25 protein-coding genes, 1 tRNA gene and 1 pseudogene are annotated in these 26894 nt (G+C 71.2%); 12 read left to right on the top strand and 15 right to left on the bottom strand.

Translation table 11 applies throughout. From position 1 onward, the window contains the following. Nucleotides 1-27 precede the first annotated feature (27 nt). The 4 genes from KY462_04415 to otsB form a co-directional block, all read right to left on the bottom strand. Nucleotides 28-1275, bottom strand: coding sequence for a CoA transferase (locus KY462_04415; GenBank protein ID MBW3576978.1), 1248 nt, complete (start codon nucleotides 1273-1275; stop codon nucleotides 28-30). After that, entirely contained in the window at nucleotides 1272-1487 is a 216-nt protein-coding gene (locus tag KY462_04420; protein ID MBW3576979.1) for a hypothetical protein, read from the bottom strand. Before KY462_04420 ends, KY462_04415 begins: the two co-directional genes overlap by 4 nt. Before the next feature lie 82 nt (nucleotides 1488-1569). After that, complete coding sequence (locus tag KY462_04425; protein MBW3576980.1) at nucleotides 1570-3966, bottom strand: glycoside hydrolase family 65 protein; 2397 nt, start codon at nucleotides 3964-3966, stop codon at nucleotides 1570-1572. Next, nucleotides 3963-5519: a trehalose-phosphatase gene (otsB, locus tag KY462_04430; GenBank protein MBW3576981.1), complete on the bottom strand. Its 1557-nt coding sequence runs from the start codon at nucleotides 5517-5519 to the stop codon at nucleotides 3963-3965. The genes KY462_04425 and otsB overlap by 4 nt, the downstream gene beginning before the upstream one ends. A 237-nt stretch (nucleotides 5520-5756) precedes the next feature. Here otsB and KY462_04435 point away from each other — a divergent pair, with 237 nt between their 5' ends. Next, entirely contained in the window at nucleotides 5757-6155 is a 399-nt protein-coding gene (locus KY462_04435) for a c-type cytochrome (protein ID MBW3576982.1), read from the top strand. Between the two features lie 22 nt (nucleotides 6156-6177). Here KY462_04435 and KY462_04440 read toward each other — a convergent pair whose 3' ends face one another. Together KY462_04440 and KY462_04445 are read right to left on the bottom strand one after the other, a co-directional pair. Continuing rightward, on the bottom strand, nucleotides 6178-7167 hold the full coding sequence (locus KY462_04440) for a UbiA family prenyltransferase (GenBank protein MBW3576983.1): 990 nt from the start codon (nucleotides 7165-7167) through the stop codon (nucleotides 6178-6180). Then, entirely contained in the window at nucleotides 7164-8030 is an 867-nt protein-coding gene (locus KY462_04445) for a hypothetical protein (protein MBW3576984.1), read from the bottom strand. Before KY462_04445 ends, KY462_04440 begins: the two co-directional genes overlap by 4 nt. A 352-nt stretch (nucleotides 8031-8382) precedes the next feature. On the opposite strand from KY462_04445, the gene KY462_04450 reads away from it, so the two are divergent. Then, nucleotides 8383-9390: a DUF2236 domain-containing protein gene (locus KY462_04450; protein ID MBW3576985.1), complete on the top strand. Its 1008-nt coding sequence runs from the start codon at nucleotides 8383-8385 to the stop codon at nucleotides 9388-9390. A 15-nt stretch (nucleotides 9391-9405) separates the two neighbouring features. Here the strand turns inward: KY462_04450 and KY462_04455 are convergent, their stop codons facing one another. Then, nucleotides 9406-11064: a phospholipid carrier-dependent glycosyltransferase gene (locus KY462_04455; protein MBW3576986.1), complete on the bottom strand. Its 1659-nt coding sequence runs from the start codon at nucleotides 11062-11064 to the stop codon at nucleotides 9406-9408. Between KY462_04455 and rsmI the strand changes: the two genes are divergently transcribed. After that, nucleotides 11048-11959, top strand: coding sequence for a 16S rRNA (cytidine(1402)-2'-O)-methyltransferase (gene rsmI, locus KY462_04460; protein ID MBW3576987.1), 912 nt, complete (start codon nucleotides 11048-11050; stop codon nucleotides 11957-11959). The genes KY462_04455 and rsmI overlap by 17 nt on opposite strands. On the opposite strand, the gene KY462_04465 is transcribed toward rsmI, so the two are convergent. Continuing rightward, nucleotides 11923-12261, bottom strand: coding sequence for an AbrB/MazE/SpoVT family DNA-binding domain-containing protein (locus tag KY462_04465; GenBank protein ID MBW3576988.1), 339 nt, complete (start codon nucleotides 12259-12261; stop codon nucleotides 11923-11925). The two genes, rsmI and KY462_04465, sit on opposite strands and share 37 nt — an antisense overlap. A gap of 89 nt (nucleotides 12262-12350) precedes the next feature. Next, nucleotides 12351-14054, bottom strand: coding sequence for a methionine--tRNA ligase (metG, locus tag KY462_04470; protein MBW3576989.1), 1704 nt, complete (start codon nucleotides 14052-14054; stop codon nucleotides 12351-12353). A 101-nt stretch (nucleotides 14055-14155) separates the two neighbouring features. Between metG and KY462_04475 the strand changes: the two genes are divergently transcribed. The 4 genes from KY462_04475 (at nucleotide 14156) to KY462_04490 (ending at nucleotide 17101) form a co-directional block, all read left to right on the top strand. Further along, nucleotides 14156-14983, top strand: a complete 828-nt coding sequence (locus tag KY462_04475; GenBank protein MBW3576990.1) for a TatD family hydrolase — start codon at nucleotides 14156-14158, stop codon at nucleotides 14981-14983. Nucleotides 14984-15041: 58 nt separating this feature from the next. Further along, nucleotides 15042-15911, top strand: a complete 870-nt coding sequence (gene rsmA, locus KY462_04480) for a 16S rRNA (adenine(1518)-N(6)/adenine(1519)-N(6))-dimethyltransferase RsmA (GenBank protein ID MBW3576991.1) — start codon at nucleotides 15042-15044, stop codon at nucleotides 15909-15911. Continuing rightward, entirely contained in the window at nucleotides 15908-16900 is a 993-nt protein-coding gene (locus KY462_04485) for a 4-(cytidine 5'-diphospho)-2-C-methyl-D-erythritol kinase (GenBank protein ID MBW3576992.1), read from the top strand. The genes rsmA and KY462_04485 overlap by 4 nt, the downstream gene beginning before the upstream one ends. A gap of 126 nt (nucleotides 16901-17026) precedes the next feature. Further along, nucleotides 17027-17101: transfer RNA gene (locus tag KY462_04490), tRNA-Gln, on the top strand. Between the two features lie 66 nt (nucleotides 17102-17167). Here the strand turns inward: KY462_04490 and KY462_04495 are convergent. The 5 genes and pseudogenes from KY462_04495 to KY462_04515 all read right to left on the bottom strand — a co-directional run bounded on the left by KY462_04495 (nucleotide 17168) and on the right by KY462_04515 (nucleotide 19185). Beyond that, the gene (locus KY462_04495; GenBank protein ID MBW3576993.1) at nucleotides 17168-17725 is read right to left on the bottom strand and encodes a hypothetical protein; all 558 of its coding nucleotides are present in this window, start codon (nucleotides 17723-17725) and stop codon (nucleotides 17168-17170) included. Continuing rightward, nucleotides 17725-17961 carry a hypothetical protein gene (locus tag KY462_04500; GenBank protein ID MBW3576994.1) on the bottom strand — a complete coding sequence of 79 codons (237 nt, stop codon included), beginning with the start codon at nucleotides 17959-17961 and terminating at the stop codon, nucleotides 17725-17727. The genes KY462_04495 and KY462_04500 overlap by 1 nt, the downstream gene beginning before the upstream one ends. A gap of 39 nt (nucleotides 17962-18000) precedes the next feature. Next, nucleotides 18001-18339 carry a hypothetical protein gene (locus tag KY462_04505; protein MBW3576995.1) on the bottom strand — a complete coding sequence of 113 codons (339 nt, stop codon included), beginning with the start codon at nucleotides 18337-18339 and terminating at the stop codon, nucleotides 18001-18003. Beyond that, on the bottom strand, nucleotides 18336-18599 hold the full coding sequence (locus KY462_04510; protein ID MBW3576996.1) for a transposase: 264 nt from the start codon (nucleotides 18597-18599) through the stop codon (nucleotides 18336-18338). Before KY462_04510 ends, KY462_04505 begins: the two co-directional genes overlap by 4 nt. An 82-nt stretch (nucleotides 18600-18681) precedes the next feature. Next, nucleotides 18682-19185 (bottom strand): annotated as a pseudogene (locus tag KY462_04515) (RHS repeat protein). A gap of 9 nt (nucleotides 19186-19194) precedes the next feature. On the opposite strand from KY462_04515, the gene glmU reads away from it, so the two are divergent. From glmU to pth, 4 genes are all read left to right on the top strand, one after another. Further along, entirely contained in the window at nucleotides 19195-20601 is a 1407-nt protein-coding gene (glmU, locus tag KY462_04520; GenBank protein ID MBW3576997.1) for a bifunctional UDP-N-acetylglucosamine diphosphorylase/glucosamine-1-phosphate N-acetyltransferase GlmU, read from the top strand. 116 nt (nucleotides 20602-20717) lie between these two features. Next, complete coding sequence (locus tag KY462_04525; protein MBW3576998.1) at nucleotides 20718-21677, top strand: ribose-phosphate diphosphokinase; 960 nt, start codon at nucleotides 20718-20720, stop codon at nucleotides 21675-21677. A gap of 140 nt (nucleotides 21678-21817) precedes the next feature. After that, complete coding sequence (locus KY462_04530; GenBank protein MBW3576999.1) at nucleotides 21818-22519, top strand: 50S ribosomal protein L25/general stress protein Ctc; 702 nt, start codon at nucleotides 21818-21820, stop codon at nucleotides 22517-22519. Between the two features lie 29 nt (nucleotides 22520-22548). Next, nucleotides 22549-23133 (top strand): aminoacyl-tRNA hydrolase, encoded by a 585-nt coding sequence (gene pth, locus KY462_04535; GenBank protein MBW3577000.1) that lies wholly within the window; start codon nucleotides 22549-22551, stop codon nucleotides 23131-23133. A 22-nt stretch (nucleotides 23134-23155) separates the two neighbouring features. On the opposite strand, the gene KY462_04540 is transcribed toward pth, so the two are convergent. After that, on the bottom strand, nucleotides 23156-23320 hold the full coding sequence (locus tag KY462_04540) for a hypothetical protein (protein MBW3577001.1): 165 nt from the start codon (nucleotides 23318-23320) through the stop codon (nucleotides 23156-23158). Between the two features lie 95 nt (nucleotides 23321-23415). On the opposite strand from KY462_04540, the gene mfd reads away from it, so the two are divergent. Beyond that, nucleotides 23416-26889: a transcription-repair coupling factor gene (gene mfd / locus KY462_04545; protein ID MBW3577002.1), complete on the top strand. Its 3474-nt coding sequence runs from the start codon at nucleotides 23416-23418 to the stop codon at nucleotides 26887-26889. The last annotated feature ends 5 nt before the right edge of the window (nucleotides 26890-26894 follow it).

The following is a 26894-nucleotide window of genomic DNA, read 5'->3' on the forward strand; positions in this document are numbered from 1 at the left end:
CAGGCCCTGTCGTCGAGATCCGGCCGTTCAGCGTCGGCAGGTCCGCACGAGCAGATCGGCGAGGAGGGCTGAGCCTTCGCCGAGGACCTCGGTCATGACCTCGCCAGTGTGCTCACCGAGCTCCGGAGCCGGTCGCGGCGGTCCGCCGGCGCGCAAGGAGCCCTGCACGACCCGGTACGAGGCGCCGCCCATCGCGACGTCGGCCACGAGCCCGCGGTCGCGGACGTAGGGAGCGTCCAACGCTGCGAGGACGGTGTTCACCGGTGCGCTCGGTACGCCGACCGCTTGGAGGCGGCTCAGGGCCTCGTCGTTGGTCAGGGTCGCGAGCTGGCGTGCGACCGCTTCGTCGACCTGCTGACGTGCGGCAGCCCGCTGCTCGTTGCTGCGCAGGTCCTCGCGGCTGGCGAGGCTGTCCAGATCGAGCGCTCGACACAGCAGCGGCCAGAACTTGTCGCCGATGACGGCGACGGTGATCCATCCGTCCGCTGTGGGGTAGGCCCCGTACGGCACGACCGAGTGGTGCCCGGAACCGACCTGCGCCGGTTCGTCGCCGGTGGCGGCAGCGGCCGTCGCGACGTAGGACAGCAGCGTCATCGCCGCATCCAGGAGCGGCACCTCGACGTGACGGCCGCGACCGTCGCGAAGTCGAGCCGCGTACCCGGCGGTCGCACCCAGCGCACCCCACAGTCCGGCCGCCAGGTCGCCGACGGGCACGCCGGCACGCACCGGCGGTCTGCCGGGTTCCCCGGTGACGGACATGATCCCGCTCTCCGCCTGGACGGTCAGATCGAGCGCCGGGGACGACGCACGCTCGGAGTCGCGCGCGTACCCCGAGACGGTGACCACGGTCAGGTTGGGGTGGGCCTGGTGCAGGGTGCCAGGGTCGCAGCCGAGGCCTCGTGCCGCGTCGGGACGGAAATTTTCGACCACGATGTCCGCGGTCGCCAGCAACGCGTCCAGCGCTGCCCGGCCCGATGTGTCTGCGAGGTCCAGGACCACGCCGCGCTTCCCGGTGTTGAGCGCCGAGAAGTACAGCGACCGTCCGTCGACGTACGGGCCGATCCCCCGAGCTGGGTCACCGGAGGGGTGCTCGACCTTGATCACGTCCGCGCCCATCTCGGCCAGGACCTGTGCGGCGAACGGACCGGCCAGGACCCGGGACAGGTCCACCACCCGGACCCCGGTCAGCAACCCTTGCCCACGCCCGGCCGCGCCGGCGCCACCGTCTGCGCGATCGTGAACGACGTGTCCACGGCCACGATCACGTCGCGTCACGCGCTCGTCTCGTCCTGCCGGAGCGGCACGGCGGTGAAGTCCTTGCGGACCGTGGCGCCTTCGACGTCCTGCGCCAGTTCGATGACGGCTTCCAGCTGTGGCCGGACGTGCTCTGCGGGGACGGTGAACCCACACGCCTTGCAGCGCAGCGACGGAACCTCCTCGGCGAGCACACGACCGGCGGGGACGGGGATATCGAACCGGGCGCGCACGTACTCGGTGCCCGAGCCACAGCGAGAGCAATCCGATGCCATGGCCACATCATGGCCTCTCCGCCCCGAGCGGTCCACCGTGCTACAGGTCGAACTGCAGGACGGTGCCGGCCTCCAGGTCGTGGAGTTCACCGTTGATCCCGATGGGGATGGCAGTCGCGCCGGTCTGGCGACTGGCGACCCGCAGCCGCTCGGGGGTGATCGTCACCTCCAGGCGGTGACCGCGGTAGTGCAGCGTGAACGCCAGCCGCGCCAGCTCCTTGGGCAGGGCCGGGTCGAACCACAACGCTTCCTCGCGCGTCACGAACCCGCCGTACGCCCGCTGGGCCAGGTCGACCGTCCCGGCCATCGCCCCCAGGTGGATGCCCTCGGCAGTTGTGCCGCCCTGAATATCCGAGATGTCGCTGTCGAGCGCCTCGAGGAAGAGATCCCATGACCGCGCCCGGTCGCGGCGGGCGAGGACCCACGAGTGCACCACGCGGCTCAGCGTCGAGCCGTGCGTCGTGCGTCGCAGGTAGTACTCGACGTTCCGACGGATCAGATCATCGTCGAAGGGGTAGTCCAACCGATCGAAGAGCTCACTCAAGTTCTGTTCGGACAACAGGAAGAACAGCATCAGCACGTCCGCCTGCTTCGAGACCTGGTAGCGGTTGGCGGTGTCGCCCTCGGCCTCGAGGATCCGGTCCACGCGCTGGATGTCGCCGTATCGCTCGAGGTAAGCCTCGCGGTCGAACTCCTGCAACTTCTCGTAGCCTTCGAACTGGCTGATGATCCGGTCGCCATGGAACGGGATCTTCATCTTCCGCGAGATCTCCTCCCAGTGGTCGACCTCCTCCCGTCGGAGATCGAGGTTCTCGCGCATCTCCGATGCGTGCGGCGGGGCGAGGATCTCCAACAGCTCCATGGCCCGCAGCAGCACCCACACCGTCATCACGTTGGTGTAGGCGTTGTTGTCGATGCCCGGCTCGTCACGGTCGGGATAACCCTCGTGGAACTCGTCGGGGCCCATCACGCCCCGGATCTCGAAGCGGTCGAGTCCGTGGTTGTAGGTCGCCAGGCTGGCGAGCAGGCGCGCGATCTCGATGATCAGCTCAGCGCCGCAGAAGCGCAGGAACTCGAGGTCCCCCGTGACCTCCCAGTACTGCCAGGCGTTGTAGGCGACCGCGATGTTGATGTGCCGCTGCAGGCGCGTGGGGTCGGGCACCCATCGCCCCGACCGAGGGTTCAGATGCAGGCGTTGGGCTTCCTCCCGGCCGCTGCTCCCGCTGGTCCACGGGAACATCGCGCCGTCGTAGCCCGCCCGCTTCGCCGACCAACGCGCCTCGGGCAGGCGCCGGTGGCGGTACCGCAGCAGCGCCCGGGTCAGTGCCGGCAGGCGCAGGCTGAGGAACGGGAACACGAACAGCTCGTCCCAGAAGATGTGGCCCCGGTAGGCCTCGCCGTGGAGGCCACGCGCGGGGGCGCCCGCGTCCAGGTCGATGATGTGCGGTGACACCGTCTGCAGTAGGTGGAACACGTGCAGGTGCAGGATGCGCTGAGCGCGTTCCTCGCCGTTGTCCATCGCGATGGCGAACCGGTCCCACAGGTGGTCCCACGCAAGCACATGGGCGTCGAGGAGCGTTGTGAAGTCACCTGCGCGCTGCGCCCACTTGCGCGCTTCGAGAGCCGGTTCCGAGATGGCACGGTCGCGCGAGGTGAACAGCGCCACGACCTTCTCCAGGGTCACCGACTGGCCCGGCTGCAGGTCCACCTTCAACTCGTGACCGATGTAGCCGTCGGGTTCTGTCACCACCTGCCGGTCGGCCGCCGGCGCCCCGTCGGAGGACCACATCCGGTTGCGTGCCGCCTCGGCGACGTAGATGCGCGACTGGTTGGTCTGGACCAGCAGCTGCACGATCTCGTCGCCCACCTGGTCCATCGCGACGACGTCGAGGTGGCGGTCGGCGAGCTGCCGGTAGCGCTCCACTCCGGTGTTGCGGACCCGACCGTCGAGGCCCGAGCGCACGGTCAGCGTCCCCGACCAGTTGCCGGGCACGAACGTCGACTCGAGGCCCGCCACGTGCGGGTTGCGCATGTGCACCAACCGCCGCTGCGACAGGGTCGTCTCGCGGCCAGCGTCGTCGCGGAACTTGACGGTCCGGACGAGGACCGCGCGGCGCATGTCGAGCTCCTGGCGGAAGGACAGCAGCTCGACATCGCGCAGGTCGAACCAGTCCCCGTCATCGATGCGGAAGGTGACCGACAGCCAGTTGGGTTGGTTGACGATGCTTTCGTTCTCGATGGTCCGGCCAGCCACCTCGGACGTCAGCCGGTTGTAGATCCCGGCCGCGTAGGTCCCCGGGTAGTGCACATCGTCCGCGCGCGCCTCGGGTGCCGCGCCGCGGGTGGCGAAGTAGCCGTTGCCCAGCGTGCACAACGCCTCCCGTGTTGACTCCTTGCCAGGGTCGAACCGGTCGTAGACCAGGCTCCACCGGCTCACTGGGCGTCCTCGAGCCGGTCGACCAGCTGCTGCAGGAAGGTGCGGACCTCCCCGGGATCCCGCAGCGCGTAGTCCGCGGCGGTCGGGCGCTGGTCGTCCTCGCCGCGGACCACCAGCGCCAGCCCGCGGTCCCGCAGCTCCCGGAAGGCGTCCTCGTCGGTGACGTCGTCGCCGACGTACAACGGGACCACGTCGTCGCGGTCGAGGTCGAGTTCATCCAGCAGCCACCGCAGAGCGCGGCCCTTGTCCCAATCCATGTCCGGTCGCAGCTCGAAGATGCGCTTGCCCCCGGCCTTGCGCAGCTGCGACTGGTCGGTGACGACCGCGTCGACCGCCGCCTCGACCTGGTCCACGTGCTCGTCGGACACCCGCCGGTAGTGCACCGCGACCGCGAAACGCTTGCGCTCGACGACCGCGCCGTCGATGCTGCTCAAACGCCCGCGCAGATCCTGCTCGGCGGCTTCGAGTGCCGGGAGGAACTCGCGCCCGTGCTCGTGGCGCTCACCGTGGGGGGTCAGGATCTCGAAACCGTGGCTGCCCGCGTAGTGGAGCTCGTCCAAGCCCACCATGCTTCGGACGTCGTCCAGGTCGCGGCCACTGACCACCGCCACGAAGCAGCGGTGCGCCAGCCGCCGGATCGCCGCCCGGGTCTCGTCCTGCAACGTGGCGTCCGCGGCGTCCTCCACGATCGGGGTGAGCGTCCCGTCGTAGTCCAGGAACACCGCCGGTTCGCGGCCCTCCAGTGCCGCCTCCACGTCTTCAGGACGGTCGACCGCCAGCGGTAGCTCGCCGATCGCCACCCGCTCGTCCTCGTCTGGAACCACGCCCACCTCCTGCAGGTCGTCAACCACCACGTCCGCCCCGTGCGCCTCCAGATCGGTCCGCTGGTCGGCACGGTCCACCCCGATCACGAGCGCGAACCCGCCCCGGCTCCCCGCCTTCACGCCGGCCTGAGCGTCCTCCACCACGGCGGCGCGGCCAGGTTCGACGCCCAGGCGCCGAGCAGCCTCCAGGAAGATTGCGGGGTCCGGTTTGCCGGCTAGGTCCAGCCGCATCGCGTCGGTCCCGTCGACCTGCACCTCGAACAGCTCGCGGACGCCCGCCGAATCCAGCACCTGCGTGGCGTTGCGGCTCGACGAGATCACAGCGGTACGCACCCCTGCCCGGTGCAACCCGCGGATCAGCTCGACGGTGGAGTCATACCGCTGGGCGCCGTGGTCGCGCAGCAGCTCCAGGAACGCCCGGTTCTTGCGGTTGCCGACGCCGCACACGGTCTCGCGCTCGGGGGGATCGTCCGGGTCGCCGTACGGCAGCTGGATGTCGCGCGCCTCCAGGAAACTGGCCACACCGTCGTAGCGCGGCTTGCCATCGACGTAGCGCAGGTAATCCTCGTCGGTGAACGGTTGGAAGGGCTGTCCGCGCCGCTCGGCGACCTCGCGCAGGTACCCGTCGAACGTGCGCTTCCACGCGGCGGTGTGCAGGCCCGTGGACTCGGTCACCACGCCATCCATGTCGAATATGACGGCGTCGATCCGTTCCCGTGAGATCCGCATCGCCGTCCGCACCTCGCCTGGCGTGAAGAACCTACGGGCGCGAACGGTAGTGCAGTCGGCTGTCACAGCAACCAACTCGCGACCGACCGATCAGGTGGCGTCGGTCGACCCTTCAGGACGTGGCGGTCTGGCGCGGACGATGGCAGGGTGGTCGACTGTCCGACGTGATCCGCAGGATCTTGACCCACGGCGACCCGAGACGCGATGCTCGTGGGCCCGCGAGTCAGGACAGGCGTGATGCACTCGTCGAACCGTGAGGGGGCCATGCGGGGAGTACTGATCCGGGTGGTGGCGGGCGTTGCGGTGCTGGGCGGCGTGCTGGCCAGCTGCCAGGCTGTCGGCGCCGAGGATGAGACGTTGCAGGAGGGCCGTGAGCTGATCACCGAGTACGGCTGCGGCACCTGTCACGCCATCCCCGGGGTGCGGGGCGCCAACGGTCTCGTCGGTCCCCCGCTGACCAAATATCACTGGCGGGTGTGGGTGGCGGGGCAGCGTGACATGCCCAACACCATCGACAACACCACCCGTTGGATCGTTGAGCCGCAGCGACACGATCCCAGCACCGACATGCCGGACCTGGGCGTGTCCGAGGAACACGCCCACAAGATCGCTCAGTACCTCGACTCGTTGCGGTGACCTCGCGAGCTCAGGGCCAGCGTCAACCCTTGTAGCCGATCACGGCCTCATCCGGTCGTGCCCTCAACACCAGCCAGTTGCTGGCGAAGAGGACCGTGATCGTGGCGGCGAAGACGCCGCGTTCCGCCTCGGTCGCCCCCCGTCCGCCCAGCGCGAGCCACCCCAGCACCAGCAGCAGCAAGCCGTTGCCCAGCTGCGCTCCGAGGCCGATCGCGACCTGCTCGGACCGGGCATCGCTGGCGCGCCACAACGTGTGCAGCATCGCCGCGATCGCGGCGACGAAACCTTCGAGGAGGATCCCGAACAGTAACGCGGGGCGGAGCGCCAGGACCAGCATCACGTTGCCGGCCACGAGCGCCGCGAAGCTGACGACGCACGTCGCGGACTTCCCGAAGCGCAGCAGCAACGTTGGTTTGCCGTACCGGGCGTCGCCCTCCCGGTCGCGGAAGTCCTTGAGGGTGATGCGAGCGACGAACAACGCGTACAGGGCCGCGGCGAGGAGCGCCACGTCGCCACGGATCCCGTCCCCGCCCGCCACCACCAGCCCGAGCGAGAACGGCATCGCCACGTACGCGACCCCCAGGGCCAGCGGCGCCAGGTAGGTCCGGTACGACAGGCGGATCGGGCCCAGCGAGTACACGTAGCCCACCAGCAGCGACGCCACCACGATGGCCGACGCGGCGCGACCCACGACACCTGCGGACAGCAGCGCCACCGTCGCCCCGACGGCGTGGACCGCCACCAGGTCGCCGACCGTGGCGGTGCCGGCGACCAGGGGCCTGCCGCGGTCGCGTGGATGGTTGACGAGGTCGATGTCGCGGTCGGCGATGTCGTTGACGGTCGTGGCGGCAACGTAGCTCCCGGCCAGGGCCAACGCCGCCCACGCGTACCGCGCATCGAGGGCCGCCAGCCCGTCGAACGATGCGGCCCCCAGCAGCAGGAAGGTCCAGATCATCGCCGCGACGCGGTAGCGCAGCATGTCCAGACACAGTCGTGCGTACCGGGCGATCACTTGGGGATCACCACCTTCAGTGGCCACAGTGCGGTGAGGACCAGCACGTAGACGACCCACAGCACGTGGTAGAGCACCAGCACGTAGATACCGAGCCAGAAGAAGCTGACGAGGACGGCAGCGTCACCCACCACACGCGCCCGGTCGGCGGCTGACCCCACGGCGCCCACAGCCAGTGCCGTCGCGCCACCCAGGACCACCGCGACGGCCAGGGACGCTGCCGACGAGAACACCCACCCCAGGTAGCTACCCCCAGCCAGGACGGGGATGAGCAGGGCCACCCCGACACCTGAACCGGTGGAGCCCAGGATCACGGCGGCGATCAGGATCGTCTTCTGGCGTCGTGTCAACCGCTGCGCCGGGCGTCGCAGGAGATCCTTCCCCAGCCGGCGACGTGCCCGCAGGTAGATCAGCATGTACACGCCTGCGTACAGCGCCAGGACCGTCGCCGCGGTCAGCACCGCGCCGTCCACCCGCTCGATGGGGAAGAACGACTCGAGCGTCGTCCGTTGGCTCAGCTCGTACAGCCCCCACGGGGCGAGGCCGAACTTGGCTGCGACCACCAGCGCGTTGTACGCCACCGCCAGCACCGCGACACGCGCCGGCAGGTCCAGGTCCCACCGGACGACCACGTAGACGGCGCCGGTGGTGGCCACCGAGATCACCAGGCCGGCACCCAGCAGCAGGGAGAGCGGCGGCGTCGGGCCGCGGGCTGTGACGGTCGTCGCGAGCGCGGCGGGGACCACCGCGGCCGCGGCGAACCCGAGCAGCAACTTCCCCCAGGCGGGCCGTGTCAGCAGCCAGGCGCGGCGCGGGGCGGATGTCGCCGGTTGTTCCGCGTCGGGTGCGGGCGTGGACGTCATGGCTACCTTCCGCGGTCCATCGGGGCGCGAACCGTAGTCCTTGTGGTCGGGGACCGTTGATCCACGGCGGCAGACGGGTACGTCGCGCTGCGCGCGACGACGTCCGGCGGTCCGTACAGCGAGGTCGGTCGCGTCAGCGGTGCAGCGGTGACCACCTACACCGACACGGCGGTGGCGACGAACACCACCTACTTCTACGTCGTGCGGACGACGGCCGGCGGGTGGATCTCTGCCAACAGCAACGAAGCGTCGGTCACGACCCCGTTGCTGTGCCCGTGAGCTCCCCCGGTCGGGGTGCGACGCCGGTATCGCGCCGGTCGCGCCGACCGCGGATGTCGTGCACCATCGTGGTGTGCCCGTCATCCCTCCCGTGCTGTCGCCGCTCCGCCTGGTCGGCTGCCTCGCGCCGCGCGGCGTGCCACTGCTTGGCCACGCGGTCCGGGTCGGGCTGCACCGCGTCTTCGGTGGTCCGACGTTCGACCCCGCCGCCGCCCCGGGCGACCCTGGCCTGTTCGGGCCCGGATCGGCGTCGTGGCGGGTCATCGCCGATCCGGCTGCGATCGTCGGTGGGCTGCGTGCGCTCCTGTTGCAGCTACTGCACCCGCTGGCGATGGCGGGGGTCGCCGACCACTCCCGCTTCCGCGAGGATCCACTGGGGCGGCTGCAGCGCACGTCGGCGTACGTGACCGTGACCACGTTCGGGTCCACCGGTGAGGTGCTGCAGGCCGCTCGGGCGGTGCGCCGGGTGCACCGGAGTGTCACCGGCACGGCGCCCGACGGGCGCGCCTACCGCGCCGACGACCCGCACCTGCTCGGCTGGGTCGGGGTCACCATGATGTCGAGCTTTCTCGCCACCGACCGGGTCTACGCCCGGCACCCGGTCGAGCGATCCAGCGCCGACGCGTTCGTGGCGGAGCAGGCGCGAGCGGCGGCGTTGCTCGATCCCCGCGTCGACCTCGACGCGGTCTCGGCCCGGCCGGACGCGTTGCGACGCGGCGAGATCCGGCTTCCCATGGTCGACGACGGCACGCTGCCGACGTCGGTCGATGCGCTCCACAACCGGTTCGCCGCCTACCGGCCGGAGCTGGCCGTCACCGACCAGAGCCGCGAGGCGCTGCGGTTCCTGTTGTGGCCGGCGTTCGACCCGCCGGTCAAGGCGGCGTACCTGCCCGTGCTCGCGGGCGCCCTCGCGACGGTCGCACCCGCCGAGCGACGTCTGCTGGGCGTGCCCATGGGGCGTGTCGTCGCCGCGGCCGCGATCGCTCAGACCCGCGCCACGATGACGGCGCTGCGCCTGGCGGTCGGGTCCTCGCCGGCGGTGCGGGCGGCCAGGGCGCGGGCCACGGCCGACGCCGCCTGAGCCACGGTCAGCCGGTCAGATCCACGCGTCGAACCACCACCGCTGGCGGACGGCCGCCTCGGGTAGCTCGACGCCGGCCAGCACCGGGTAGAAGTAGACGAACAGGGCGACCGCCACGAGTCCCACCAACCCCCCGACCACGGCTCCCGGCGTGACCGACGTGCGCGGCAGCGTCCCCGTCCGGCGGGCGGCGACCCGCTCGACCGTCTCGTCGAGCCACACCAGGCCGTAGGCGACGGCCAGCGCCAAGAACGGCACGATCGGGGTCATGTAGAAGAAGAACAACGGTCGGCTGAACGGCACGCCAGGCAGGCTCACCACCAGCCACGGCAGGAACTGCGCGCCCCAGAACGCCACCACGAACCACGCCCGCCCGTCGCGGCGAGCGGCGCCGGCGGTCAGCGGCAGCAACGCGCCCAGGGCCACCCACCACAGCCCCGGGTTGCCCAGCGCGATAATCTCCCCGGCGTTGCCGGGGGCGACCCGGCACGGGTCGGGTTCGACCAGTTCACCCTCGTCGGTGCGGGTGGCGATCCCTGCGGCGCGCTGCCGGTCGCAGTTCTCCCAGTAGTAGACCATCGGTCGGCCGATCACCGGCCAGGTGTAGGCCGACGCACGGTAGGGGTGTTCGGCATCCAGGTCGGTGTGGAAATTTGCGATCGCGAGCTGGTAGCGCCACAGCCCGGCGAGGCGCCCAGGGATCGAAACCTGGCACGGTCGCTCGCCCCGACAGACGTCCCTCCCCTCGGTGGTGTGCTCGTAGTTGATCAGCCACGGCACGTAGGACGCCACGTACACCCCGGCAGGGACCAGCACGAACGCCACCGCAAGCGATGCGACCAGGCGCCCCAGCGCCGTCGTCGACCGCCCGGTGAGCCGCCGCCGCCAAGCCAGCTCCCATCCCGCGGTGACCAGCACGCCGGCGGCCAGAGCAAGGACGGCCGACCACTTCGTCGCCACGGCCAGGCCGAGCGCGGCGCCGGCCGCGACCCGGAACAGGTGGCCGCGGCGCGGCAGGTGCGCGACGTCGGACGGTGGCTGCTGGGCGGCCGTCTGGCCGCCGGCGGTCGACCGGTCTGAGGCGACGGTCGTCGCCCACCCCGCCGCGACCGTGCGGTCGTCCGCTGGCGGCTCGTCCACGCTCCCGCCAGCGGGGACGGGGCGATCGCCCACGGTCCGCATGGCTCGACCGTCGCGGCCGCGTGCGAGGCCGCTGCGGTCGCGATCCACCAGGAGCAGCCACGCGCCGAGCGCGACGAACATCGCCAGGAAGATGTCGAGCATCGACGTGCGCGACTGCACGAACAGCAGCCCGTCGACGGCCGCCAGCAGACCGGCCAGCGCCGCGGCGCCCCGCCACCGCAGCAGCCGCAGGCCGATCAGGTAGGTCAACAGCACCAGCAACGTGCCGGCGACCGCGGTGGAGATGCGCCAGCCGAAGGGGGCGTCACCAGCGGCCGCGATCCCCGCCGCGATCAGCCACTTGCCGACCGGCGGGTGCACGGCGAAGCCGTCCTCCACACCTTGGTCGAGGTAGGAGCGGGCGTCTTCGACGTAGTAGGTCTCGTCGAAGATGATCCGGTCGGGGTGGCCCAGCAGGATGACGCGGACGGTCAACGCCGCCACGACCAGCAGGACGGGGACCACGACGGCGACGATGCGGCTGCGGTGCACGGCGGGGGAGCGTACCGGTGGCTACCGTCGGGGCGTGGGATCCCCGCGGGCGGCGGCAGGCGGCCGGCTGGTGGTGGTCGCGACCCCCATCGGCAACCTCGGCGACCTCTCCCCACGAGCCGCCGACGTCCTGCGCGGTGCCGACCTGGTCGCGGCCGAGGACACCCGACGCACGGGCAGGTTGCTGGCGCACGTCGGGGCGGACGTCGCGCAGCTGTCCTACCACGACCACAACGAGGAGCAGCGCCTCCCGCAGCTGGTCGACCGCATCCGCGCCGGGGCGACCGTGGCGCTGGTGACCGACGCCGGTACCCCGGCCGTCTCCGACCCGGGCTACCGGCTGGTGCGCGCCTGCATCGACGCGGGACTCGCCGTGGAGGCTGTGCCCGGGCCGTCGGCGCTGCTGCACGCGCTGGTCGTGTCGGGGCTACCCACCGACCGGTTCACGTTCGAGGGTTTCCTGCCACGGCGGGGCGGGGCGCGTGCCGACCGGCTGGCGGAACTGGCCGACGAGCCCAGGACGATGGTGCTGTACCTGTCACCGCACCGGGCAGCTGCCGACCTCGCCGACCTGGTCTCGGCTCTCGGCGACGACCGGCCGGGGGCCCTGTGCCGGGAGCTCACCAAGCTCCACGAGGAGGTGGTCCGCGCCCCGCTGGCCGAACTGCTCGGGCTGGCCCGCGTGGGGGTGCGCGGCGAGGCCACGCTGGTCGTTGGCGGGGCGCCGGCCGAGCCGGTCGCTGCGCGCAGCGCCGAGGAGCTCGCCGAGGACGTGGCACGCCGGGTGGCCGTGGGCGTGTCGAAGAAGGCCGCGATCGCCGAGGTCGCCGCCGAAGCCCGCGTGCCGAAGCGGGAGGTCTACCAGGCGGTGGTCGACGCGGGAGGCGCCGCGTGATCGCGGGCGGCGTCGAACGCGCCCGGCGGTGCCGGCTCAGGCTGGGCGCTGGGCACGCCCTCCGCGAGCACCCCGACCGCCGCGATGCAGGCTCGGCACACGTTCTTCCCGCGGAACGGTCGCAGCCCTTGCTCCGAGCGGCAGAACACGCACTGGTCGGTCGGCTTGGACAGGATCACGTGCTCGCCCTCGACGTGCACCTCCATGGCGTCACCCTCGCGGATGTTCAGCGAGCGCCGGATCCCGGCGGGGATGACGACCCGGCCGAGGTCGTCGACCTTGCGGTGGATGCCGGTCTTCATGGGCGTGGCTCCGTCGGTCTGGGCATGTCGGCCACGTTCGGTGAGCGGCGGCCGAGGGTACGCCCACGGCGACCGCCGCGTCCACGTGGTCAGCCCGCGGCGGCGCCGGCCTCGTCGTTCCCTTCCACCTCGGCGGCGTCGACCTTGCGGTACAGCGGGCCCCGCGGCGACAGCGGTGTTCCCGGGTACAGCGCCACCCGCCGCCATCCGCCGTCCTGGATCGTTGCGGGCTGACCCAGCATCGCGTGCAGCTCGGTCGAGGTGAACGGGAGGTAGGGGTACAGAGCCACCTTCAAGCCGTTGATGGCATTGAGCGCGACGAACAGCGTGGTGGCCGTGCGTTGTCGATCGGTGTTGGCGGTGCGCCACGGCTCCTTGCGGTTGAGGTAGGCGTTGGTTTCCTGCGCGGCGCGCATCGCGGCCCGCAACCCCGCCCGTAGCTCCACCCGCTCCAGGAGGATGGCCTCGTCTTCGAGGGCGGCCTCGACGTGGTCGAGGAGCGCGGCATCGTCGTCGTCGAGGTCCCCCGGCTGCGGGACCTGATCGCCGAAGTTCCGCGACGTCATGGTCAGCACCCGGTGGACGAGGTTCCCCCAGGTGGCGACCAGCTCGTCGTTGATGCGACGCACGATCTCGTCGTCGGTCAGGTCGGTGTCCTGCTGTTCGGGCAGGTTGGCGGCCAGGGCGTAGCGCAGGGCGTCGGGTTCGAACTGATCGAGGTACGCCAGCGCCGACCGACCCACCCCGCGGCTCTTGGAGGCCTTCGCGCCCCGGAACGTGACGTACTGGTTGGCGGGCACGTCGGTGGGCAGGTTCAAGCCGCCGCAGCCGATCAGCATCGCCGGCCAGACCACCGTGTGGAACGGGATGTTGTCCTTCCCGATGAAGTAGTAGGAGGCCGCGTCGGGACCCTGCCAGAAGTCCTTCCAGGCGTCGGGTTCGCCGCGCTCGTGCGCCCATTCCCGCGACGCGGACAGGTACCCGATCACCGCCTCGAACCAGACGTAGATCCGCTTGTCACCGTCCAGGTCGGTGCCCGCCGGCAGGGGAACGCCCCAGGTCAGGTCGCGGGTGATGGCGCGGTCGCGGAGGCCGTCGCGGACAAACTGGATCGACCAGTTCAGGACGTGGGCACGCCATCCCTCCCGGGTCTGGAGCCACTCCAGCAGGGGCTGCTCGAGTTGCGCCAGCTGGAGGAAGTAGTGCTCGCTCTCGCGGGAGACCGGGGTGGCACCCGTCAGCCTGCTGCGTGGCTCGATCAGATCCTGCGGGTCGAGAGTGCGTCCGCACTGGTCGCACTGGTCGCCACGGGCCGAGGCGTAGCCGCAGTGGGGACAGGTGCCTTCCACGTAGCGGTCGGGGAGGAAGCGCTTGGCCTGCGGGTCGAAGAACTGGTCGCTGCTGCCACGGGTGATGTAGCCGTTGTCGCCGAGGATGTTGAACACCTCGTGCACCACCGCGCGGTGATTGTCGGTCATGGTGGTGGTGAACGTGTCGAAGGAGATCCCCAGCCGGTCCCACTGCTCCAGGAACTTGGGGTGGTAGCGGTTGACGATCCCGACCGGGTCGACGCCTTCCTGATCGGCCTTCACCGTGATCGGGGTCCCGTGGGCGTCACTGCCCGAGACCATCAGCACCCGGTTGCCGGCGACACGGTGGTAGCGGGCGAAGATGTCGGCGGGGAGGTAGGCGCCGGCGATGTGTCCCAGGTGCTGCAACCCGTTGGCGTAGGGCCAGGCGACCGCGACGAGGATGGGCCGCGGCGCGCGGCGGGGCGCGGTGGTGGTGCTCACACCGGCGAGCCTACCGGCGGTGTCTGTTCGGTCACTCGGTGCTGACGAACGGGACGCCGCCCAAGGACTGTCCGATCGCAGCGGTCGGGCCACCCACCTTGATACGGTCGCGGCCTACGACATCGGGCTGTCCAAGACGGCGGCCCGCGGACGGGACCCTCACCGTGCCGGAGTACGTCGACACCCACTGCCATCTCGATCACCACGAACAGCTGCGGTCCGCTGAGCAGGTCGAGCGCGCCCGCGCGCGAGGCGTCACAGCGCTCGTCACGGTCGGGACCGACCTGGCGTCTTCGACCGAGGCGGTGCAGACCGCCGCTCGCCACGACGAGGTCTGGGCGACCGTCGGAGTGCACCCCAACGACACCATGGAAGCAACCCCGCACGTCATGGAGTGCATCCAGCGGCTCGCCACCCAGCCACGTGTTGTGGGGATCGGCGAATCCGGTCTGGACTACTACCGCGACTGGGCCCCTGCGGAGCGCCAGCAGTGGGCGTTCCGGCGCCACATCGACCTGGCCAAAACGGTCGACAAGACGCTCGTGATCCACTGCCGCGACGCGTGGGACGACACCCTCGGCATCCTGGAAGACGAGGGGCCGCCCGCGCGGGTCGTGCTGCACTGCTTCTCGGGTGACGCCGATCTCGCCGAGCGCTGCGCCGCAGACGGGTACTTCCTGTCGTTCGCGGGGAACGTCACCTTCGCCAACGCGCCCGCCCTGCGGGAAGCCGCCGCCGCCACCCCGCTGGATCGGTTGCTGACCGAGACCGACAGCCCGTACCTCACACCCCACCCACACCGCGGTGAGCCCAACGAGCCGGCGATGGTCCCGTTGGTGGCGGCGTGCTTGGCGCGGGTGCACGGCCGTGACCTGGAGGAGGTGGCAGCAGCCACGGTGACCAACGCCCGCCGCGCGTTCGCGCTGTGAGGGCCGTCTCGCAGGCGCCGGTTGCTGGGCGCCGTGCCACCCGCTCTAGCCTCGAGCTGTGGCCACAGGGCGGGAGGCGCCGCTGCTGACGCCGGCGGACATCCGCCGGTTGCTGGACGAGCACGGGCTCGCGCCCCGGAAGGCCGCCGGCCAGAACTTCGTCGTCGACCCCAACACCGTCCGCAAGGTCGTCCGCGATGCGGGTGTCACCGCTGGCGACGTCGTCGTGGAGGTCGGGGCCGGACTGGGGTCGTTGACGTTGGCGCTGTCCGAGGTCGCCCACCGGATCGTGGCGGTGGAGGTCGACGCCGGCCTGGTGTCCGCGCTCCGCGACGTGGTCGGCGACCGCGACCACGTCGAGATCGTTCACGCCGATGCGCTCCGGGTCGACCTCGACGCTCTGGTGGATGGGGAGCCCGCCCGCCTGGTCGCGAACCTGCCGTACAACATCGCGACGCCGGTGGTGTTCCACGCGCTCGACGGTCGGGCGATCACCGACCTGTTCGTGATGGTCCAACGCGAGGTCGGAGAACGGTGGGCTGCCCAGGTCGGTGATGCGCCGTACGGCGCGGTCAGCGTGAAGCTGCAGCTGGTCGCGGACGTCGAGGTGGTCGCACGCGTCCCGCCGACCGTCTTCTACCCGGTCCCCAAGGTCGACAGCGTTACGGTCCGCATCGTCCGCCGCCTCCCGGTGCCCGACCCGGCCGAGCACCGTGTGGTCGCCTCGGTGGTCGAGGCGGCGTTCGCCCAGCGGCGCAAGACGCTACGGAACGCGCTACGGGCGCGGGGCCCGACGCCCGCGGTGGAGCAGGCCCTGGAGGCGGCCGGCATCGACCCGGGGGCGCGTGCCGAGGAGCTCGACGCCGCCGCGTTCCGCCGCCTCGCAGGTCACCTCGCCGATCACCTCACGGCGGGGAGCGGATCATGAGCGAACGTCCGCTGCCGGCGCCGACCGTGCGGGTGCGGGTCCCCGCCAAGGTCAACCTGTTCCTCGCCGTACGCGGGCCCCGGCCCGACGGGATGCACGACATCGTCTCGGTCATGCACACCATCGGGATCCACGACGTGGTCTCGGTGCGGTTCGAAGGACCGCGGGTTGCGTGCTACCACCCGGCGGCCCGACGGATGCTGGATGTCACGATCGAGCACGACGCCGGGATCGACGTGCCGCGAGACGCCTCCAACCTCGCCGTCCGGGCGGCGCGGGCGCTCGCCGACGCCCTGGTGCGCCGCGGTCCGGCGACCGATGACCACGACCGCGTCCGTGCTGAGCCAGGCGCCCCGGTCACGCGGATCGAGCTCGCCAAACGCATCCCGGTGGGGGCCGGGATGGCAGGCGGGTCGGCCGACGCCGCCGCCACGCTGGTGGCGTTGAACGAGTTGTGGGATGCCCAGCTAAGCCGCGCAGAGATGCGAAGCGTCGCGGCGGAGGTCGGCGCCGACGTTCCCTTCTGTGTCGGGGGAGGCACCGCGTTGGCGACCGGGACCGGGACCGCGACCGCACAGGTCCTGTGCCGCAGCGCGCTCCACTGGGCCGTTGGGATCAGCGACCAGCCGCTGTCCACCGCCGAGGTCTACCGGATGTGGGACCGGGTCGCGGCGCCGAGCGCGGTGGAACCGGACGCCGTCCTGCAGGCGCTCCGCGCCCAGGACACCGAGGCGCTGGGTGCAGCGCTGCACAACGACCTGGAGCAGGCAGCGTTCCGCCTCCGCCCGCAGCTGCGCGACGCCAAGGAGTCGCTGCTCGACGCCGGGGCGTTGGGCGCGGTCATGAGCGGTTCGGGACCCACCGTGTTGGGTGTCGCCGGGGACCCCCAACACGCGCGGCGTCTCGCTGCCGCGGTTGCGCACCGCTTCGACCGCGTGGAGGTCGCCCGCTCACCCGCGGGCGGCCCCGAGATCATCAGCGGTTCTTGACCGATCGCTTGTCTGGCGCGTCGGCGGGCAGGACGCCACGGCGTTTGCCGTCCGCGTCGGGCGGGTGCGTGGAGCGCCCGCCCGGTAGCCTCGTCCGGGCGGGCCGGCGCGACCGGCCCGTGTCCTTGGGAGGTGGTGTAACTGGCAACACGCCGTCCTTTGGAGTCGGTGTTCAGGGTTCGATCCCCTGCCTCCCAGCCACGAGAACCGCAGAATTGACGGTCTACACCGGCTTTTAGCCCAAGCTCGGCGTCAGCTACCGGGCCCTCACGGGCCGAGTTCCTCCGGGTGGCCGGCGACTGACTGACCCGGCCATCGGCTCGAGCCGAGCGCCGCCGCCAACCGCTCCCGCACCGCGGCAAGGTCCTCGGCGACGAACCGGCTGCCGACGAGGATCGACGACGCCCTCAGCCCCTCGGCCCGCGTCGTCGCCACCTCGAAGACGCGGTCGCCGAGGATCGCCCGCTGCGGTGCCTGCGTCATATCCCGGACCCGCCCCACGCCGCGGATCTCGTCGCGGCGCAGGACGATGCGGCGGCCGGGGTTCACGTGGAACAGCACCGTGTCACCGTCGAGGCGGATCGCGGGGTCGTCTGACCGCGCGCGTTCGAACGCCGCGTAGCCGAACCACAGGCCCATCACGACGGCGAGCACGCCGAGGGTGATCCGCAGCCACGGCGGGACCTCGACCCCGAGGAAGACGTACTCGGCCAGGAGCATGCCGATCCCGCCGAGGACCGCCACCGCCGTCACGACCCAGAGCCGCACGAGCGCGGACCGGTCGAAGCCCACGTCCACCTGCGCTGTCTCCGTCCTGGCCGGCATCAGAACAGCCCTCCGAGGAAGGTATCGACCCTGTCGGCGGCCCATGAGGCATCGTCGTAGAGCTTGCCGCCGACGCACCCGCCGACCGTACCGCCGACGGCCGCGCACCCCGCCGCGACGACCGTGCCGATGCCGGTCGCCGCGCAGGCACCGGCCGCAGCGCCGCCGACGACGTACGTCCCGCCGATCTGCGCGGCCGACCGCCCCGCCGAGTTCGCCACCGCCCCGGCGGTCACGAGCGCCCGCTCGCCGCTCGACAGGTGACCGTTGCGGGTCTAGGCGTTCCGGCCGTCGGCGTACGCGTCGAGCAGGCTGAGGCCCGCCTCGAGGAGTGTGGTGCCGCGCGCGACCGTCGGGAGCGTGCCGGAGGAGACGTACCGGCTGAGGCCGCCGAGCCCGGCGCGGTACCGGGTGTACGCCGCGACGGTCGCGCCGTTGGCGGGCGTGTAGCCGCGGACATCCCGGACGGCGTAGCGCGGCCTTGTATGCGCACGCTGCGAGGGCTGTTGCTGGCGGGTCCGCCACTCGTAGAAGCCGGACGGTGACACGTCCACACGACCGGCGAAGCAGACCGGGAAATCAGCCTTCTCTCGCTCGATGAACGCGTCCCTCACGGCCGGGGAAGGACGTTCTCGCTGGCGAAGAAGGCCGCGGCTCGAGAGACCAGATCGCGCTCCATCTTCAGCACGCGGTTCTCGCGGCGCAGCCGCGACAGCTCCTCGCGCTCGCCGGAGGTCACGCCCTCCTTGCGGCCGTGGTCGATGTCGTGGCGGTCCAGCCAGCGGCGCAGGCCGGACTCGGCGATGCCCAGCTCGCGCGCGACCTGCGCGACCGGACGACCTTCCCCGCGCCCTGCTGCTCTGCCATGATCCACCTCCGGTGGCCCTCACGGGCCTGCCGTTGGTGGGGAGTTTTCCATCCCGGTTTCCGTCACGAACCCAGACGCGGAACACGGGATCGGTGGTGGTGGCTTCGATCAGCCGGTTCAGCGCGTCGTAGCCGTAGCGGGTGGTGTTGCCGTCGGTGGCGATGCGGCTGACCCCGTCGTAGGTGATCGTGATCGTGCCCAGCGGGTCGCGCGGGTCGATCGACGTCAGCTGCCCTCGGTGTCGTAGCCGTACACGGTGGCAGGGTCGGAGCGTTCGTCGACCGCATGGAAGCCCCGGCTTGCTGCGCGCAGTTGGACCAGCCCACCGAGAGCCAACGACCGGTGTCGCGATTTCGGTCGGTGTGAGGTGTTCGGGTTGCAACCGGTGACGCCAGCTGCCCGCCCCGACCGCTCCTGACATCGCCGTGACACCGACCGGCCGGGTATGGTCCGCGACAGGAAAGAACGCCGGGGACAGCACGACCTTGCTTCCGCAGGTCAGCAGCACCACTATCCGCGACCAGCGGGGATCGGCCGCAACGCTCTTTCGTGGGATTCCCAGTCCCTGCCTCCCAGCTGTGATGCGCCGCATGGAGGCGCCATGACCTCTCCCGCCCGCGACGATCTCGCCGCCGTCGTCCTCGCCGCCGGCCTCGGCACCCGCTTCCGGTCCGATCGGGCCAAGGTGATGCACCCGGTGACGGGTCGAACGATGCTGCGCCACGTGTTGGAGGCGCTCCGTCCGCTCGGTCTCGGACAGGTCGTTGTGGTCGTCGGCCACCAAGCCGACGCGGTCACGCAGGAGGCCGACGCGGCCGACTTCCACCGCCTGATGACGGTCACACAGGAGGAGCAGCGAGGCACCGGCCACGCCGCTCGCCAGGCGCTACCGGCGCTCGACGCTTCGATCCGCCGAGTGCTCGTGCTGCCCGGTGACACGCCGCTGGTGCGCCCCTCGACGCTCGAGCGGCTCGCCGACGCCGACATCGACTCCGATGCGGTGCTGCTGTCGGTGCAGCTCGACGACCCGACCGGGTACGGGCGACTGTTGCACGACGACACGGGTCGGGTCGTGGGCATCGTCGAGGAGACCGACGCGACCGACCAGCAGCGCCAACTGCGCCACGTCAACGCCGGGATGTACCGCTTCGACCGCCACGTACTCGCGGACGTGCTCGGAGCCCTGGATGCTGACAACGTCCAGGGCGAGCAGTACCTCACCGACGTGGTCGGGATCCTGGCGGAACGTGGCCATACCGTCCGGACGGTCGAGGCCGACATCGACGAGGTCCGCGGGGTCAACGACCGGGTCGAGCTCGCGGCCGCCGCCGCCGTCCTGCGTCGCCGTTGCCTCGAGGAACTGATGCGCTCGGGGGTGACGGTCGTGGACCCGGCCACGACGTACATCGACGTCGGCGTCACGGTGGGGCGCGACACCGTCGTGCTGCCCGGCAGCATCCTGCAGGGCCGGACTCGGGTCGGCGACGGCGCAACGGTGGGACCGTTCACGAGGCTGGTCGACGCCGAGGTTGCCGACGGCGCGCACGTGGAGCAGTCCACCGTCGTGGCAGCGTCGATCGGTCCCGACGTGTCGGTCGGCCCCTACGCGTACCTGCGCCCCGGCACTCGCCTGGAGCGCGGCGCCAAGGCGGGGACGTTCGTCGAGATCAAGAACTCCACCGTGGGAGAGGGCTCGAAGGTCCCGCATCTGTCGTACGTCGGTGACGCCACCATCGGTGACGACGTCAACGTCGGCGCGGGGACGGTCACGGTCAACTACGACGGGTACGGCAAGTACGAGACGCTGATCGGCGACGGGGCGTTCATCGGCTCGGATTCGATGCTGATCGCGCCGGTGCGGATCGGGGACGGGGCGGTCACCGGCGCCGGGTCGACCATCACCAACGACGTCCCTTCCGACGCTTTGGCGGTCGCGCGGGCGCGGCAACGCAACATCGACGGGTGGGCCGCACGACGGCGGCAACGCGAGGAGGGCCGCGGGCGCTAGGTCCCCATGTCGTGATCGCAGACGACGGTGGCGGCGCACGCTTGTACGCTGGGTGACGCGGGGGCGCACGGTCCGCCAAGGCGGAGGGGACGGTGGAAGTCGTCACCAAGAAGCGCATGATGATCTTCTCCGGGTCGTCGTACCCGGAGTTCGCCCGTGAGGTTGCCGACCACCTCGGCATGCGACTCGGCGAGGCGAAGCTGTCCCGCTTCGCCAACGGCGAGCTGTACTGCCGGTACATGGAGTCGGTCCGGGGTGCCGACGCCTTCGTGATCCAGTCGCACACCGGTGCGGCGCGCGACGGCATGTCGATCAACGATCACATCATGGAGCAGCTGATCATGGTGGATGCGTTGCGGCGCGCGTCGGCCAAGCGCATCTGTGCGGTTATCCCCTTCTACGGCTACTCGCGAGCGGACAAGAAGACCCTGTCGCGCGAGCCGATCTCGGCACGTCTCATGGCCGACCTTTTCATCTCGGCGGGTGCGGACCGCATCATGTCGATCGACCTGCACACCGGCCAGATCCAGGGTTTCTTCGACGACCCGTTCGATCATCTGACCGCGCTGCCGCTCCTGACCGGGTGGCTCAGCGACCAGCTCGACGGCGGCGAGCCGGTGGTGGTCTCCCCGGACGCGGGGCGGGTGCGGCTCGCCGAGAAGTTCGCCAGCCACCTCGACGCCCCGATCGCGATCCTGCACAAGCGACGCACCGCGCACAACATCGCCGAGGTCCTCGAGGTCGTCGGCGACGTCCGCGACCGTGTGGCGGTGGTGGTCGACGACATGATCGACACGGCCGGGACGATCACCGAGGCCGCACGGGTCCTCAAGGACCACGGCGCGGCGCGGGTGGTTGCGTGTGCCACCCACCCGGTCCTGTCCGGGCCGGCCACCGAACGGCTGCGCACGTCCGAGATCGAGACGTTGGTGGTGACCAACACCCTCCCGATCCCGCTGGAGCACCGGATCGACAAGATGGTGGTCCTGTCGATCGCGCCGATCGTCGCTTCGGCGTTGAAGGCGGTGTTCGAGGACCAGTCGGTGTCGGAGATCTTCCGCGGCGAGAACGTGTGACGTTGCCGCCCCGACGACGCCGTCGGTAACCTGGGTCAAGGCCGCCTGTTCACTCCAAGTAGCGTCGGCCACGTCGGAACCGCCCCGCCTCCGGTCGGACCGACCACGCCGAACGATCGTGGTGAAGGAGCTGTAGGACCATGGCTGAACAGGTGAAGCTGGTTGCCGACACCCGCACCGACAGCGGGCGTTCCGTGGCGCGGCGACTGCGGGCCAACGGTCGCGTCCCTGCCGTTGTGTACGGCCGTGGCGTCGAGCCCACCAAGCTGCACGTGGACGCCCGCGACCTCTACCACGCGCTGCACACCTCCGCTGGTCTCAACGCGCTGATCCGCCTGCAGGTCGACGGCGACGAGCACCTGACCATCGCCCGGGAGGTTCAGCGTCACCCCGTCCGTGGAGATGTGCTGCACGTCGACTTCGTCGCCTTGCACCGCCAGCAGCTGATCCGCGTCGAGGTCCCCATCCACCTCGAGGGGCTGGAGGAGGTGGCGTCACCGGGTGTGGTCAACCACGTGCTGCACACCGTTCCGCTCCGGGTGCGGCCACTGGACATCCCCGATTCGTTCACGCTGTCGGTCGTCGACCTGGTGATCGGTGACGTGCTGCGTGTCGAGGACATCCAACTGCCCCAAGGCGCCGAGTTCGACATCGAAGAAGACCGCACGGTCGTGACGGTCACCGCCCCGACCGTCATCGAAGCCCCCGAGGAGGAGGAGCCGGAGACCGCCGCCGCGCTCGAGCCTGAGGAGGCGCCGCTGGCTGAGGGCCAGGAGGACGCCCCGATCGGGAGCGAGCGACCCGAGCCGGAGCACACCGCGGCAGGCGGCCGAGAGGGCTGATCGGAGACCGCCAACGTCGAGCGGCGGGGATGAACGCCGACCGCTGGCTGGTGGTCGGCCTGGGCAACCCCGACGCGGAGTACGGCGGCACCCGCCACAACGTCGGGGCCGAGGCGGTGCAGACGTTGGCGCGCCGACTCGGCGTTGCGCTGTCACCCAACCGTCGTGTCGGGTGCGTGGTCGCACAGGGCCGCCGCGGTGACGCACGGCTGGTCCTCGCCCGGCCACTGTCGTACATGAACGAGTCCGGGGGGCCGGTGCAGCGTGCCGCCCGGTGGTTCAAGGTCGCGCCCCAGCGCATCGTCGCGGTCCACGACGACCTCGACCTGGACGTCGGTGAGATCCGGCTGAAGCGGGGCGGGGGATCGGGCGGCCACAGGGGCCTCGCCGACATCGACCGGCGGCTGTCGATCCGCGACTACCACCGCGTCCGCATCGGCATCGGGCGTCCGCCGGGGCGGATGGATCCGCGCGATTACGTGCTGCGGCCGTTCTCGCGCGAGCAACGCGAGACGATCGACGTGTCGCTCGAGGAAGCCTGCGACGCGGTCCTGGTCCTGGTCCATGACGGGCTCGAGGTGGCTCAGAACCGCTTCCACCGGCGGTCACCCTGACCCGTCGTCGGGTCGCCGGTCGTCAGGACGTGCTGCGCTGCGCGCGGTAACCGACCAACGCCCCGATCACCAGGATCACGGCGGCGATCACCAGCAGCCAGCGCAGCGCTCGCAGCAGGAACCCCACCACCGCCAGGACGACGGCGAGCAGGATCAGCACGCCCGCGATCTGCAGTAGTCGTCGCACCGCGCCCTCGACGTCTCGACCCGTCAGGAACGTAACACCGGCACGGACCGCTGTCGGCGTTCGTTGGCGCCGGCCACCGACGGCATCATGGGGACGTGCACCCTCCCACACCCGTGTCCGGCGGCCCGCTCGCGGGCCTGCTCGTCCCCGGGCGCCAACAGCTCGCCGACGTCCTCGGTGAGGGCACGCTGGTGGCTGGTCCGGCGGTCCGCCCGTACCTGTTGGCGCTCCTGGCCGAGCGCTCCCCCCCGTTGGTGGTGGTCACGGCCCGCGTCTCGGACGCCGAGTCGCTCACCGACGCGCTGTCGACGTTCCTCGGCGCCGACCGCGTCGCGCTGTTCCCGCCGTGGGAGACGCTCCCCCACGAGCGGCTGAGTCCCCAACCGGCCACCGTCGGGCAGCGGCTGGCGGTCCTTGATCGGCTGGTCCGCCCGGACGCCGATGCGCACCCGGGGCGGCTGCTGGCGGTGGTGGCGCCGATCCGCGCGGCACTGCAGCCGATGGACCCCAAGCTCGGCGACCGTGCGCCCCTGACCGTCGATGCGCACTACCGTGGCTTCGATGCGCTGATCGAGATGCTGGTCGAGCTCGGATACGACCGGGTCGAGCAGGTGCACACGCGGGGGGACTTCGCTGTTCGAGGCGGGATCGTCGACGTGTTCCCCACGGCCGGGGCGCAGGCCGTCCGGATCGAGTTCTGGGGCGACGATGTCGAGTCGCTGCGGACGTTCGCGGTCGGCGATCAGCGTTCGACGGGACCGGCCGCCACCGTCCGCATCGACCCGGCCCGCGAGCTGGTCGTCGACGCCGAAATCCGACAACGGGCCCGTCAGCTGGCCACCGCCTTCCCCAGCATCGCCGATCGCCTCCACCAGCTCGCCGACGGGCTGATGTTCGAGGGGGTGGAGTCGCTGGTGACGCTGCTGCACCCGCGCCTGAAGCTGCTCCCGGAGTTCGCCCCGGCCGGCGGTGTCGCGATCGTCGATCCGATCCTGGTCCGCGAACGCGCGAGCAAGCTCCGCGACGAGGCGGAGGCGCTGCTGGAGATCGCTTGGGAGACAGCGGCGGGTCACCGGCCGGTCGACGCCGGGTACGTCGACCTGGAGCTGTTCGTCGACCGCGCACCCGGCCCCACGTGGGAGCTCACCCCCTTCGCCGCGCGGCCGGGCGCCACGACGCCGCTGGAGGCCGAACCGTGGGAGTCGTTCCGGGGTGACATCGCCGCCGTCGCCGACCGCCTGGGGAAGGTCGCCGTCGACGGGCACCGCATCGTGGCGACCGCTGGCGGCCACGGACCGGCGCAGCGGCTGTCGCAGATCCTGGCCGAAGAGGGCGTCCCGGTCGGGTTGGTCGACACCGTCGCCGAGGACGACCCGGGGCGGGCGGAGGTCGTGGCGAGCACCCTGCGTGAGGGCTTCTTCAGCGCGAACCTCGGCGTGGCGGTCCTCGGCGAGTACGACGTGTTCGGGGTCCGCCGCAGCCGGGCCGCCAGCCGCCGGCTCGGCACCCGGGCGACCGCCCACGAGGCGGTCCTGGATCTCGAGCCCGGCGACTACGTGGTGCACCGCACGCACGGCGTGGGCCGCTACCGCGGGATGCAGACCCGCCAGGTCCCCACCCCGTCGGGGGCGCTGGCCGCCCGCGACTACGTCGTTCTGGACTACGCCAAGGGGGACGCGCTGTTCGTCCCCTCCGATCAGGTCGACGCGATCACCCGGTACGCCGGCGCCGACCAGCCCACGGTGATGCGGATGGGCGGCGCCGAGTGGGAGCGGGCCAAGCGACGGGTTCGCGGCGCCGTCCGCGATGTCGCCGCCGAGCTGATCCGCTTGTACACCGCGCGCCTGCATGCACCGGGCACCACGTTCTCCCCGGACGGTGAGTGGCAGCGCGAACTCGAGGACGCCTTCGAGCACGTCGAGACGGCTGACCAGCTGGTCGTGGTCGACGAGATCAAACGGGACATGGAGGCGCCACTGCCGATGGACCGCTTGCTCACCGGCGATGTCGGCTTCGGCAAGACGGAGGTCGCGATCCGCGCCGCGGCGAAGGCCGCGTTCGACGGGAAGCAGGTCGCCGTCCTGGTCCCCACCACGCTGCTGGCCCAGCAGCACCTGGAGACCTTCCGCGAGCGCCTGACCGGTTTCCCGGTCGACGTGCGGATGCTCAGCCGGTTCGTGTCGTCCGCGGAGCGCCGGGCGGTCCTCGACGGGCTGGCGGCCGGGACGATCGACGTGGTGATCGGGACGCACGTCCTGCTGGGCGGACACGTCCGTTTCAAGGACCTCGGCCTGGTGATCGTCGACGAGGAGCAGCGCTTCGGGGTCCGCCACAAGGAACGCCTCAAACAGCTGCGGACCAGCGTCGACGTGCTGTCGATGTCGGCCACGCCGATCCCGCGCACCTTGGAGATGGCCATCTCGGGGATCCGTGACCTGTCGGTGATCGAGACCCCACCCGAGGACCGCCAGCCCGTCCACACGGTTGTCGCCCCCTACGACGACGCGCAGGTGGCGTTGGCCGTCCGCCGGGAGCTGCTCCGCGAGGGGCAGGTGTTCTACGTGCACAACCAGATCGCGACCATCGGCCAGGCCGCCGCACGGCTACGCGAGCTCGTCCCCGACGCTCGCGTCGAGATGGCGCACGGTCAGACGCCCGAGGACCAGCTCGAACGCGTCATGGTGCGCTTCTGGGAGCGGGAGTTCGACGTGCTGTTGTGCACCACGATCATCGAGTCCGGTCTCGACGTGCCCAACGCCAACACCTTGATCATCGAGCGGGCCGACCTGCTGGGCCTCGCCCAGCTGCACCAGCTCCGCGGACGGGTCGGTCGCGCCACCGAGCGCGGGTACGCGTACCTGTTTTTCCCCCCCGACGGTGCGGCGATCACCGAGGGCGCCTACCAGCGGCTGCAGACGGTCGGCGAGCACGCCCGGCTGGGATCGGGACTGGCGATCGCGCTCCGCGACCTCGAGCTGCGCGGCGCCGGCAACGTCGTCGGTGCCGAGCAGTCGGGCCACGTCGCGGCGGTCGGGTTCGATACCTACACCGAGATGCTCAAGCACGAGGTGGCCGACCTCACCGGGCAGCCGATCGAGGAGGAGATCGAGGTCAAGCTCGAGCTTCCGGTCGATGCGCACCTGCCCGACGGGTTCGTGCCCGACGAGAAGCTCCGGTTGGACCTGTACCGGCGCATCGCGGCCGTTGGTGACGCGGCCGGGGTCAAGGCTCTCCGCGAGGAGCTCGCCGACCGGTTCGGGCGGCTCCCGCCGCCTGCGGAGCGTCTCCTCAACGTCGCTGCTCTGAAGGCGGCGCTGCGGCGATGGGGGATCACCGAGGTGGTCCTGCTGGGCGGTGCGGCCACCGCCGGTCCGGCTCGCCGCGTGCTGCGCGCGTCACCGGTCCACCTGACCGACTCACAGCAGGTGCGCCTCCAGCGCCTGCACCCGCGGGCACGGTGGCGGTCGACCGCGGAGGTGCTCGAGGTCCCGTTCCCGCCCGACGTCGACGACATCGTGGCCTGGGTCGCGGCGACGCTCCGCGACGTGCTGGGCGCGCCGGGGCGGTGACCGCC

It is taken from the genome of Actinomycetota bacterium (genome assembly GCA_019347675.1).
GTDB lineage: Bacteria > Actinomycetota > Nitriliruptoria > Nitriliruptorales > JAHWKO01 > JAHWKW01.